Below are 12891 nucleotides of genomic sequence, written 5' to 3' on the forward strand. Positions count from 1 at the left end.
GCCGTCGGGATATATCCCGACGGCTTCTTTTATTTCATTTCAAATTGTAATTCGCGCAGCGCCTGATAAACCGTAGCATAGAATTTCACTTCCTTGCGCCAAGCCTGATTAGAGGACCATTCTTGCACCAACTCCGAATTAAGTCCAGTCACAATCACTTGAATGCCCAAAAGTTGCAATTGCTTGCAAAAAGCGTGAATCGCTTGAATAAAGCCATCATAACCTTTTTGCGTGCCTGTAAAGTCAAACAGCAACGTTTCCACTTCTTTATCGTACAGCCATTGACTGCTTTTCTCACATAATAAATCGAAACTTTCTTCGCGAACATATCCACTCACTGGAAGAATCGCAATTTGTTTACTTAATAAAATAGTCGGCGGTTTTAATAGTTCAATAATTTCTTCATGGCGCTGAACTTCCTCACGCAGACGAACAATATCTGTGACATCTTTTTGCGTGCCGAAATAATAAAGATGCTCATTTTCGTCCCAAATGGGTTGAATCGTCAATTCATTATAGAAGGGTTCACCATTTTTTTTATAGTTTTTCACAATTTCCGTAACGCTCACTTTATTTTTAATCGCTTCAGAAATTCGGTTTAAAGCTTCAGGATTCGTATCTGCTCCTTGTAAATAAGCCCCGTTTTTACCAATTATTTCTTCTTTTGAGTACCCGGTTAATTTTTCAAAAGACTGATTCACAAAAATAAACGGTGTCCCAGAAATTTGAGGATCTGCGATGATGACGGAAGACGGGGATAAGCGCAAAGCTTTATACATAATACTAGCTGGAATTGGATAGTCTTTCATTGGCAAAAGCCCCCTTTCCTACTTACTTTAACTCATTTTTTTACAAAAAGGAATTTTTAACGTAAAAAAATTATCATTTCCATACTCTATCTAGTTTATCCGCATAAAAAACAATCGCCTTTTTATACGCAATAATGGCTTCATCACTCGACGTTTCGGCCAATAAATGAAGCAGAATTTCCGCACTCTCAGAATGCCTTTCTAAATTGTGTAGCACCATCGCATAAAAAACGCTGAGCGCATAGTTATTTGGAAATTGTTGCCTGCCCTTTCGAATGACCTCTTCCGCGACATCATATTTCCCTAGCGCACGATAAGTACTGCCTAAACCTAAATACGCCTCAGCTAAATCTGCTCCACTTAAGCCATTTTGAATCGCTTTTTCGTAAAAAGCAATTGCCTCTCCTTCTTTTTCTAAAACATCAAAACTCCAAGCAACTTGGTATAAAACGTATGGATTTTCTGGCTCGGTTTCAAGTAACTTTAGCAGCAACTGATTCGACTTCTTCAAATTACCATTTTCTCTATCCCCTAGCGCCTCTTCTAACAACTTGTTCATATTCCTCACCTTTTTCACACAAATTGACGTTAAAATGCAATTTCCTCAAAGCTACCTTACCCTATTTTTCAACAAAAGTGAACAAATAACTAACATCCAGACTCTTTTTGGTCAAAAAAACCTTGCGTTCGATTCGGCGTGAACGCAAGGCTTTCAAATTTATTCTTCTACTGCTTCCATAGCATCTTTTGGCGTTCCAAAGAAATAAGTTAAAATGAAACCGCCAATGTAGGCTGAAAGTAGGCCGATGCAATATGCTCCCCACATATTATTTGCAATAAGTGGAATAAGCGCGACACCTGATGGTCCAATTGCGATGGCACCTACGTTACCAAACGCACCAATTACGGCACCGCCGATACCGCCGCCTAGACAGGCTGTAATGAACGGGCGTCCAAGTGGTACTGTTACCCCGTAGATAAGGGGTTCGCCAATTCCTAAAACTCCTACTGGTAATCCCCCTTTAATCATATTAACGAGAGGTTTATTTTTGCGGCAACGAATCCAAAGTGCAACGGATGCCCCAACTTGTCCGCCGCCTGCCATTGCAAGGATTGGAAGTAGCAATGTTGCACCTGTTTGAGCAATCATTTCAACATGAATCGGGGTTAACACTTGGTGAAGACCAAGCATGACCATTGGCAAGAACAATGTTCCTAGTATAAATCCGGCAAATACGCCGCCAACTTCGATTGTCCAATTGATACTAGATACTAATCCTTCTGAAATTAGCCCAGCAATTGGCATGATGACGAAGATTGTTATAAGACCAATAACGAGTAAGACGATGGTCGGTGTCACAATAATATCAATCGCATTCGGAATCACTTTACGCAATGCTTTTTCAAGTACACACATTAACCAGACGGCGAATAATACGCCGATAATTCCGCCTTGTCCTGCTACAACAGGGTCACCTGTGAAAATATTTGTAATGACATGACCTTCTGCAAGTCCCATGAGCATTGTCACACCAGCAATTCCCCCACCTAGAACGGGAGTACCGCCGAACTCGTTCGCTGTGTTTATCCCAACATAAATAGATAAGAATGCAAAAATACCTTTATTAATAACGCTTAAAATATCAACGTACTGTGTCCATGTGCCGGCATCTAAGTTCCCAGCGACAATGTTATTTGCTAGAATCGCGGCAATTCCGGCGATAAGTCCGGCACCGACAAAACCTGGAATTAGCGGTACAAAAATATTTGAAATCGATTTCAATAAACGTTTAAAACCAGACGTATTATTTTGTTTCGCTTTCATGTTCGCTTTTGTTGCGGCCGCTTTTTCTTCTACTAACTCTTTACCAGATTTTTTAGCGCCGTCTAAGTTTTCATTAATCATTTCGCCAATTTTAACACCGGCATCTTCGGCCATTGCGGCAGCCACTTTGTTAACGACTCCCGGCCCGACGATAATTTGAAGCGTGTCGTCTTCTACAACACCTAAAACGCCGGGTACTTTTTTCAAATCTTCGAGATTTACTTCTTCTGGATTTCTAATGCCTAAGCGAACACGCGTCATACAGTGTGCGATTCGCGATACATTGTCCATGCCACCTACATTTTCAAAAATCTTTTTACCAATTTCTGCTTCTTTTGACATCTGACTCACTCCCTAAATTGTTTTTCTTACAAAACCATTCGAAGCTACGAGTTTTTGTTCTGCATCTTCTTTGGTTGAGTTTGTGAGAAGCATGACAATCGCTGTTTTCACATGTTTATCTGCTCCTAAGTATACTTCACTTGCTTCCTCATACGTGCATTCCGTCGCTTCCATAATGATACGTTTCGAACGCTCTTCCAATTTTTCGTTCGTTGGCAATACGTCAACCATCAAGTTGCCGTAAACTTTCCCAACACCGACCATAGCAGCCGTTGAAATCATGTTTAAAATAAGCTTCTGCGCCGTCCCAGCTTTAAGTCGCGTCGAGCCTGTTAAAACTTCCGCACCCGGTACAACTTCTACCGCAATATCCGCATGTTTTGAAATCGCTGCGTCTTGATTACACGAAATCGCAGCAGTAACAGCCCCTACACTACGCGCATAATTGAGTCCCCCAATCACATACGGCGTTCTTCCGCTTGCAGCAATCCCAACAACGATATCATTTTTCGTAAGCGAAATCGCTTTCAAATCATCCTCGCCAAGTTGAATAGAATCTTCAGCACCTTCTACCGCTTCCACAAACGCTTTTTCGCCGCCAGCAATTAGTCCCACCACTTGCTCTTTCGGCACGCCAAACGTTGGCACACATTCTACAGCATCAAGTACACCTAGGCGTCCGCTCGTTCCAGCACCCATGTAAATTAGGCGACCACCAAGATTAAAGCTATTAATGGTACCCCTTACAATTTTAGCAATCTGAGGCAAAGCTGGCTTAATACTCGCCGCCACTTTACTATCTTCTTCATTCATAATCGCCAAAACTTCATTTACATCAAGCTCATCTAAATTGAGCGTTTTCTCATTTCGTTTTTCTGTAGACAAATTTTCTAACATAGTATCACTCCTCACAAATTGATTATAATCGTTCTGAAATAAAATTTCAATACTTTATTTTATTTTTAAAACATACATTTGAAATTTTGTTTCAAAACAAGTATACTGAACGTATTAGAACGGAGGGAAAATATGTTAGGAATTAGTATTTATTTACAAGATACCGAAAATACATCAGAATTTGTTACACAAGCACACACAAACGGCTTTTCGACAATTTTTAGCTCACTACATATCCCTGAGGAAAGCAAAATTGATTACCGAGAACGCCTGGCCGAACTTGGGAAACTCGCACGTGCACACCAAATGAAGCTCATTTTAGACATTTCTGAAAACGCTTTACATAAAATTGGGCTGCAATTTGAAACCGCCGAACAAATTCGCGACTTTGGCGTCACTGGTTTGCGGATTGATTACGGAATCGGCGCACACCCCGTAGCCACCATGTCACACAAAATTGCCATTTACTTAAATGCCAGCACGATTGACCAAGATCTTTTGGACAAACTAAACGCACAAGGTGCCAACATGAAACAAATCGAAGCATTCCACAACTATTACCCGAAGCCTGAAACTGGTCTTAGCGATGCTTTTTTTCAAGAGAAAAATACGTTTTTGAAGAAAAATGGGATGCGGATTTCCGCTTTTGTACCCGGTGACGCGGCGAAACGCCACCCGCTTTTCGAAGGCTTGCCGACGCTTGAAAAGCACCGCTACAAGCCCCCATATGCGGCGACACTCGAACTATTCTCCCTTGGAATCGATGATGTTTACGTGGGCGACCCCGCGCTTGATTCGACCCATCTTGAATTTTGGCGTGAGCTTTCAAAGCACCAAACAGTGTCCCTCCTTGGCATCCTAGCTGACGAAGTCCCTGCCGAAATTCGTGCGCATTTAGAGCGCGGCGACCAAAACCGAATGGACGAGGCCCGCGATTTAATCCGCCTTGAAGAAAGCCGCATCTCCCTTAGCAATTTAGCCCCCGCACCGAAGAATACTTCCCCAAGAAAACGTGGCGCCATCACAATGGATAATCAAAACTACGGCCGTTACGCTGGTGAAATTGATATTGCCAAATTTGATTTACCTGCAAACGAAAAAATCAATGTAATCGGCCAAATCGATGAACGCTATCATGAATGCCTTTCGTTTATAACAGGCGGTCAAAAAATAAAATTACGCCTAGCTCAGAAACAAAAAAGCTAAACTAGGCTCGGCTTAGTTTGGCTGGAAGGAAAACTCTATATTCACAGAAAATCAGGCTGCTGACAAATAGTGAGATTCTTTGGAATTGCCGCACCAGTGGCAAGAACTTCAAAGCTTACCGTTTGTCATCAGCCTGAACTAGCTTATTCTTTTGAAAAATCGTATGTCACTTTCCCATCAAGTATTGTTAACATTGTTTTATTTATATCTTCTGGATCAGCCAATCTTATCGTGTAGCCTTTTGCTAAATTAGTTTCAATTTGTTTTGATAATAATTCAAACGCTTTAATTAACTTTTTCCATTTTTTATCAGCTGGATTTTCTTTAATTTTATTGAGCGATTCTTTTAATTTATCATTTGTCATCATCACAGTAAATTGTTTATCTTGATAACTAACATCAGCGCCATCACGTAGACCCTCTTTTAGCATTTGCTTGATTTGTTCTACTTTTTCAGCACTTTGCTCTTCAGAATTATTTTCTGTTACATTTTCTTTTTTCATCGTCTGCCTCTGCTCCTCATCTTTGACCGGTTTATTAGAAGTAGCTTGCTCCCCGCAACCTGTTATTATGGTCACACTTACTAAAAGAAGTATGCTCATTACATTTCGCAAATTTTTCGTCATATCTGCCTCCTTATTAATAGCTTCCTTACGTCTGAAGATTACTCTGAAGAGGTCACAAGCGGCAAGTCATCGTTGGAATATTTTTCTAATTTTTCCACATTTAACACTACCCATGGTTTACTCGAGATATTAATTGCCCCTTCTTCTGCAAGCTCATTCAACGCTTTCGATACGATTTTTCTTGAACAGCCACAACATGAAGCAATAAAGTCCATAGAAAAGAACCTTGGTAGCTCTTTCGTATGGTCTGCCGTCCACTCCATCTTATCACTCACCATTTTAATAAATCGTGCCACCCTTTCTTTTGGGCGAAGTTGAAATTGAACTTCAAACATATCAATTTCTGCTCTAAATTGCTCCAGTAGGAGGAAAAATAGATGTGACAATAAATTATCTTGATCCAACATGTCAAAAACTTCATCTATATCTAAAACAATTAAAGTAGCTTCCGTTAACGCCTCAACAATAAAATTTTCTTTTGCATTATAAAAATGTCCCACCCAAACAGCATTTTTAAAGGAAATTTTCTTCATCTCTTTATTATCTATATAATTGATTTGAAAATAACCAGATTTCTGAATGTACATTTTATTTTCTTTAAACTTAATGCGCTGATATTTTTTTATGTATCTTATCGTGTGGGGGCACTTATTTAAAATATAGTCAATAATTACATTATCTTCTTCCAATAAATCTTGTAGTTCAAAAAATTTCATCTCAAGTCACTCCTCGTTACAAAGAATATCCCTCCCTGCAAATAATCATATCGAATAATTTAGTGACCTTAACCTTAATTTTCGGAGTAAAAAACACAAAAATTTTACGTTTATTCACATTTTTATTAATAAATATTCACAATTGATTACTACAGCTTCTTTATTTGTTTTAAACATGAGTTTTATTTTTCTATAGTTGTCCAAATTCACATAGATGCTAACGCTTCAACAGGTTTACATTTAGCAGCTTTATTTGCTGGCGAAATACCGAAAACAACACCTATAACAAGCGCAAAAATAAAGGCAAAACTAATGACGCCCATACTAATTCCAGACGGCACCTCTGCAACAGCACCAAATAATAGTGCGCCAGAAATTCCAATCAGAATCCCAATAAGTCCACCTGTCACGCTAATCACAGCAGACTCAATCAAAAATTGACTCAAAATTGTACTGCGCTTTGCACCTAATGCCTTGCGAATCCCAATTTCCTTCGTCCGCTCTTGGACAGAAACGAGCATAATATTCATAATCCCAATGCCACCTACAATAAGTGAAATGGCAGCAATAGCACCTAGCGTATTAGTAAGTAGCGTATTTATCGTGTTAAACGTATCTAAAATTTCTTTTTGATTCACAATTTGGAAAACAGGACTATCACTATTTTTAGTTTCATCTTTAAATTTTAGTGCTAAACGACTTTTTAAAATGCTAATGACAAAATTAACTTTTTCAGGCGAATTCGCTTGTAAATAAATCGTATTTATCGTTTGTGTTTTAAGAAGCCGTTCCGCCGATGAAATAGGAATAATAATCTTTTTGTCAGTTGAACCTAGCAAAGATTCACCACTTTTCTCAGTAACGCCCACTACACGATAATTAAAACCATTTATTTTTATCGTTTGATTAATTGGGTTAGCGAATCCAAATATTTCAGAGGCAATATCATGACCAATTACTGCGATTTTTTGGCTATTATCTATATCTACCGCAGACAGGAATCTTCCTTCAGCGAGCTTAACGCTATGAACTTGCTGAAATTGTTCGTTTGTCCCGACAACACTAAATACTTTCCCCCCCTGATCAGTTAATACATTAGCACTGCCATCAATTTCAGGTGAAATATGCGAAACACCATCAATTTGCTCATACGATGAAACATCTTCTAAATCAAGTTGGTTAGTTTTACTTGTGGAGTTATTATAAACCGTAATTAAGTTCGAACCTAAATCACCTAGTTGCTGATTCACTCCGTAACTAACACTTTTCCCAAGAGAAACAAGTAAAATAATAGAAGCTACGCCAATAATTATTCCTAACATCGTCAGAAAAGAACGCATCTTTCTAGCAAAAATTTGTTTTAAAGCCATCTGCAAGCTTTGAAAAATCAGCATACGTCTACCTCCTGTATGAGCTTGCCGTCCTGCATTTTTAAAGTTCTTGTACCTTCATCTGCAATTTCTTTATCGTGGGTAATCATAATAATTGTCCGACCTTCTTGATTAATTGTTTGTAGCATCTTTAATACTTCCCAACCGTTTTTAGAGTCTAAGGAACCAGTGGGCTCGTCGGCAAGTAAAATTGCTGGTGAACCTACTAGAGCTCGTGCAATCGCCACCCGCTGTTGTTGTCCGCCAGACAATTGATTAGGCAAGTGATGAAATTTATCTGCCAGGCCAACTTGCGAAATATAATGCTTCGCTCTTTCTATCCGTTCAGAACGCCCAATTCCCCGGTAAATTAAAGGAAGCTCGACATTTTCCAAAACAGATAAATTCGTAAGCAAATTAAATTGCTGGAAAATAAAGCCGAGTTGCTTATTTCGTACTGCCGCCAATTTGTTATCAGACATACCTAAAAGTTTTTCACCTGACAAATAATAATCACCACTATCCGGTAAATCTAGACAGCCGATAATATTAAGGAGTGTCGACTTTCCGGAACCCGATTGCCCCGTGATCGTCAAAAATTCACCACTTTTTACACTAAAAGTAATATCATCTAACACTTGCAAAGTTTCATTTCCCATTTGATAGGACTTAGAAATATGTTTTAAATCAATTAACACAACAATTTCTCCCCTCTGCTTACTCAGAATTTGAAGACGTTGAAGGTAATAATATTTCTTCGCCTTTTTGCAAGCCTTTCCTAACTTCAATGATATTATCATTACGGATACCAGTTTCGATAACTTGCTTCACTTTTTTCGTTTGGTTTTCTTTATTTTTTTTCGGCACTAACACATAATATTTTCCGGTACTGTTTTTTTGCACCGCTTCAATCGGGATATTTAGCACATTTTCTTTTTTGTTCACGAGAATCGAGCCCGACACCGTCATCCCCGCCTTTAACTTAGTAGTATCTTTCAAGGTAACCATCACCGTAAACACAGCCACATTATTTTCTACATTTCCTTTTTCAGAAATCGATTCGACCGTTCCGTTATAAGTTTCGTCAGGAAAAGCCGTAACATCAATCTCCACCTCTTGTCCTTTTTTCACTTGCGGAATATCCATCTCATCAATTTGCAGGTTCAACTCTAAATCGTTATAATCCGGATATTGTTCGTTTTTCGGCACAATCGTACCCGTTCCGTTTGCGTTCACTTCTACCGTACTTTCTTTCACTTTCGTTGTTACATCACTGTTTTTGGCTAAATCGGTTGAATTATTGCCGCTTAAATAAACACCTATTACCAGTACGACGATAATAATTACAACAATAATTCCAAGCGTCCAAAATAATTTCTTTTTCATGCCTTCTCCTCATCTATTTCGTCATTGATAAAGCGCGTTTGAATAAAAGAAGCATACAACTCATGACTTTTAATCAGCTCATCATGCGTGCCCTGCCCAGTTACCCGTCCTTTATCTACAAAAATAATTTTATTGGAATGCTTAATTGTATCAATGCGATGGGCAATAACAAAAATCGTTTTGCGCTTCATTAATTGCAGTAATGATTTCTGTACATATTGCTCCGTCCTCACATCTAGGCTAGCGGTAGCTTCATCTAAAAGTAAAATTTGTGCTTTACTTAAAAATGCCCTTGCAATTGTAATACGTTGCTTTTGCCCGCCTGAAAGTTTCACGCCATTTTCGCCGACCTCAGCATCTAATTTTTTAGGCAACGCATCAACAAAACTGTCTGCGTAAGCAAGTTCAAGCGCCTGCCACAAATCTCCATCTGTTACTTGATGTTTTAAGCCATAAACTAAATTTTCCCGAATCGTACCAGATAGCAATAAGTTATCTTGTAAAACATAGCTAAACTGTGAACGCCAAGATTCTAATGAAATGTGCTTCATTGAATGTTCACCTATAAAAATATTGCCTTCAGTCGGATGATAAAATCGTTCAAGCAGTGAAAAAATAGTCGATTTACCAGCGCCACTTGGGCCAACAAATGCAATCATTTCGCCCGGGTTACTTTCAAAAGAAACATCGTCAATCACTTTATTTTCATCGTCATAAGAGAATGATAAATTTTTAGCTGAGATGCTTTTATTAGAAAATGAAACACTGTCTCCTATCGTCAAGTTTTCCGACGTTTCATTTAAAATCTCATAAATTCGCTCCGTAGCCCCTTTTGCTTTTTGAAGTTGAGAGAAAAATGTCACGAATGAAGTAATTGGAGATAAAAGTTGAAAAACATATATTAAAAAGGCGATCAATGTCCCAATCGTTAGTGTTCCAGCATTGACACGAATACCACCATAAATAATAATACCGATTAAAATTCCCATAACGACAAACACGGTTATCGGACTAATAATCGCATTAATTTTGGCTTCTCGATTCCCAAAATGAAATAGTTTCATAAGGTCATTATGTCCATTTTTAACTTCCAAATTTTCAGAAGTCGTTGCTTTCACTAGACGAACATTGCCCACAACCTGCGAAATTTTCGAACTGAATGCTGCCGTCTCTTTTTGCAATCCTTTTGAAATAACGAATAGTTTCTTCCCTAAAGGTGCTACAAACAAAATGAGAACTGGGATAGCAATAAATAAAATAACTGTTAATTTTGCATCCATAACAAGTAAGATTGTTATTGTACCGGCTAACGTAATTGTGCCGTTAATAATTTGTGGAAACTGGTCTGACACAAGCGACTTAATTAGCCCTGTATCGTTAATCATTCGACTAACAAATTCACCAGAGTTTGTATTATCAAAAAAACGAATGGGTAAATAAAGAATTTTGTTCCATAATTTATCTCGTATTGCAAGAACTAATTTCAAGCCGATTAAATTTAGCATATAAATCGCAAAACCACTTAAAACTACTTGTACAGCAAATAAAATAAGTAAGTAAAAAACAATATTATAATCGAAATCTTTACCCATGAAACCATCAATAAAATTTTTAGCAAAAAGTGGTACAAATAGCGAAACAATTGTTGAGATTACAGAGAAAACAATCGCAGTAGCGAACAGCGGCTTAGAAACCGTCTTTTGTGAAATTAAACTTCCAAATTTTTTCCAGCTGTAATGACTTTCTTGACTCTTCATTTTTCCTCCCTGATAAAGAACTGTATACAAATTAATTTGTATACAGTTTCTTCGAGTTTAATATTTAAAAGTGCAATTTCTAGTAAGAATTATAGTAAAATGTTGATTAACGCAATTAGAGTTTCTTTAATTCCTGCAACTCCTAGACCAAGCCAAGCAATAAAAAACGATAACATATCATTTCTCCCTTTTGATTAATGAAAGAGATAAGTACACAATTTGCACTTATCTCTCCGCTAAAATTATACTAAAATATTCCAGATGCCTTCGACAGCATATTTAATGCCCATAACGGCTAAACCAACCCAAGCAACAAATCCTTGAATGAATCCCATGTTTTTTCACCTCCTTAAAATTTTTCCTTTTTTTTAATTATGCATTCATATCAGCAAATTTTTTCAAATATGCTAAAACTTCTTGTAACATTTGTAACCAAAGCATACGTGCTCACCTCCTGTACATTAACATTCTATACTGTTGTGTACTGTAAATCTGTAGAAGGAAAGTGAACAATTTTACGTTTTACAGATACAAAAACCAAAAAAAACGCTTGACATTGTACTTGTTTTGTACTATTGGAACAAACTATCAATATAATTTAAAACATCCACTTTAAATTGTTGAATAGCTTTAATAAGATCTAGAAAAAATTGCATGTCCTTACACCTCCTTTAACAAAGTTTCAATTCCTTTAAAAAAGAAAATTGAATAATTCCTTAAGTACAGACCAGTTAAGCTCTCCATTTTCAAAAAGCTTCGTGCTAGTAAGCCATTCCCAAATACTCGCCATTTTTCCCCCTCCTTTCCATTACCTCTACAATTGTAGAAAAAATCCCACTAAAATACTGTAAAGATTTTATGAAAACTTTCACATTTTTTGTCCCCTTATCCCCAATTTTCTATTTGCTTCTTTAAGAGCTAAAAAAAGCGATAAAACCAGTTTGGTTCTATCGCTTTAACTTATAATAAACTCACTTAAAAGCAGATTGGCATTTATCCCGTTACAATTTTCCATGCACTTCCAATTAAGATGATAAATAGTATGGTGAAAGTTGCAATGCGGTGCCAGATTTTAGTATTCGCTTGAACATCATTTTTCCGTTTCATATTCCGCTTTTGCTCTGCCATCATTGTTTGCTGCTCTTTTTGACGTTCAGATTGCGTTTTTTTATTGAAATGATGAATAAATTTGCTGTATTCTAAACAGGTTTCTTCGCTTTCTCCAAACATTTTCAATTGACCATAATGGAGCCACGCCACTCGGTCCGAAATTTCCTTTACTTGACTGATTGCATGGCTCACGAAAAAAATGGTTTTACCGTCCTCTTTAAAGCGGTCAATTTCTTTAAGACACTTTTGGTAAAACGTTTGGTCTCCAACTGAGAGCGCCTCATCAATGATTAGTATTTCAGGATTCGTTTGAATGGCGATAGCGAAACCTAGTTTGGCACGCATGCCACTTGAATATTGTTTTAACGGACGGTGAATAAAATCGTGCAGCTCGGCAAACTCGGTAATTTGCCGCATTCGTTTTTTAATTTCAGCTTGCTTAAAATCCATCAAAAGCAACTTTAATTGAATGTTTTCAATGCCAGTTAAATTGGGTTTTAGTCCAGAATTGATGGCTAAAAGGGAAACAGCCCCGTTTCGTCTGATGGTTCCATTTGTTGGCGCTAAATGGCCGGCTATAAGGCTCGCTAATGTTGATTTCCCAGATCCATTTAATCCAATTAGCCCTATGCACTCTCCCTTTTTAATTTCAAAAGAGATTTTTTCTAAAGCTTGAAAATAGGAAACTTCCTCTTTTTTGGAAAACGGGAGTGAGAAGTGGTACCATTTTTTTTGGTCTAACGAAAATAGCTTGGAGACATTGTCAACTTGAACCGCAATATCTGGCGGAAAGTGGTAGTGATAGCGTTTAGTTCTTGTTTTTCTTCTCTTGCGCATGGCGTCCTCC

12 protein-coding genes are annotated in these 12891 nt (G+C 37.8%); 1 reads left to right on the top strand and 11 read right to left on the bottom strand.

Translation table 11 applies throughout. From position 1 onward, the window contains the following. Nucleotides 1-29 precede the first annotated feature (29 nt). The 4 genes from ytvA to murQ form a co-directional block, all read right to left on the bottom strand. Nucleotides 30-809 carry a YtvA family blue-light photoreceptor gene (ytvA, locus tag CFT42_RS08760; RefSeq protein ID WP_088810822.1) on the bottom strand — a complete coding sequence of 260 codons (780 nt, stop codon included), beginning with the start codon at nt 807-809 and terminating at the stop codon, nt 30-32. 73 nt (nt 810-882) lie between these two features. After that, the gene (locus CFT42_RS08765) at nt 883-1368 is read right to left on the bottom strand and encodes a tetratricopeptide repeat protein (RefSeq protein ID WP_088815922.1); all 486 of its coding nucleotides are present in this window, start codon (nt 1366-1368) and stop codon (nt 883-885) included. A 159-nt stretch (nt 1369-1527) separates the two neighbouring features. Then, nucleotides 1528-2976: a PTS transporter subunit EIIC gene (locus CFT42_RS08770; protein WP_088815923.1), complete on the bottom strand. Its 1449-nt coding sequence runs from the start codon at nt 2974-2976 to the stop codon at nt 1528-1530. Nucleotides 2977-2988: 12 nt separating this feature from the next. Next, a complete protein-coding gene (murQ, locus tag CFT42_RS08775; protein ID WP_088815924.1) occupies nt 2989-3873 on the bottom strand; it encodes an N-acetylmuramic acid 6-phosphate etherase in 885 nt (294 codons plus the stop codon). Between the two features lie 132 nt (nt 3874-4005). Here murQ and CFT42_RS08780 point away from each other — a divergent pair, with 132 nt between their 5' ends. After that, on the top strand, nt 4006-5079 hold the full coding sequence (locus CFT42_RS08780) for a DUF871 domain-containing protein (protein WP_088815925.1): 1074 nt from the start codon (nt 4006-4008) through the stop codon (nt 5077-5079). 143 nt (nt 5080-5222) lie between these two features. On the opposite strand, the gene CFT42_RS08785 is transcribed toward CFT42_RS08780, so the two are convergent. The 7 genes from CFT42_RS08785 to CFT42_RS08815 form a co-directional block, all read right to left on the bottom strand. Then, nucleotides 5223-5705 (bottom strand): hypothetical protein, encoded by a 483-nt coding sequence (locus CFT42_RS08785; protein WP_244169952.1) that lies wholly within the window; start codon nt 5703-5705, stop codon nt 5223-5225. A gap of 38 nt (nt 5706-5743) precedes the next feature. Further along, nucleotides 5744-6421, bottom strand: a complete 678-nt coding sequence (locus tag CFT42_RS08790; RefSeq protein WP_088815926.1) for a Crp/Fnr family transcriptional regulator — start codon at nt 6419-6421, stop codon at nt 5744-5746. Between the two features lie 206 nt (nt 6422-6627). Continuing rightward, nucleotides 6628-7815: an ABC transporter permease gene (locus tag CFT42_RS08795; protein WP_088815927.1), complete on the bottom strand. Its 1188-nt coding sequence runs from the start codon at nt 7813-7815 to the stop codon at nt 6628-6630. Beyond that, nucleotides 7809-8450, bottom strand: a complete 642-nt coding sequence (locus tag CFT42_RS08800; protein ID WP_179946581.1) for an ABC transporter ATP-binding protein — start codon at nt 8448-8450, stop codon at nt 7809-7811. Before CFT42_RS08800 ends, CFT42_RS08795 begins: the two co-directional genes overlap by 7 nt. A 58-nt stretch (nt 8451-8508) precedes the next feature. Beyond that, on the bottom strand, nt 8509-9177 hold the full coding sequence (locus tag CFT42_RS08805; RefSeq protein WP_088815929.1) for an efflux RND transporter periplasmic adaptor subunit: 669 nt from the start codon (nt 9175-9177) through the stop codon (nt 8509-8511). After that, nucleotides 9174-10934 carry an ABC transporter ATP-binding protein gene (locus CFT42_RS08810; protein WP_088815930.1) on the bottom strand — a complete coding sequence of 587 codons (1761 nt, stop codon included), beginning with the start codon at nt 10932-10934 and terminating at the stop codon, nt 9174-9176. The genes CFT42_RS08805 and CFT42_RS08810 overlap by 4 nt, the downstream gene beginning before the upstream one ends. Nucleotides 10935-11927: 993 nt before the next feature. Next, nucleotides 11928-12881, bottom strand: a complete 954-nt coding sequence (locus CFT42_RS08815) for an ABC transporter ATP-binding protein (RefSeq protein ID WP_088815931.1) — start codon at nt 12879-12881, stop codon at nt 11928-11930. Nucleotides 12882-12891: the final 10 nt, after the last annotated feature.

The organism is Listeria goaensis (assembly GCF_900186125.1).
Taxonomy (GTDB): domain Bacteria; phylum Bacillota; class Bacilli; order Lactobacillales; family Listeriaceae; genus Listeria; species Listeria goaensis.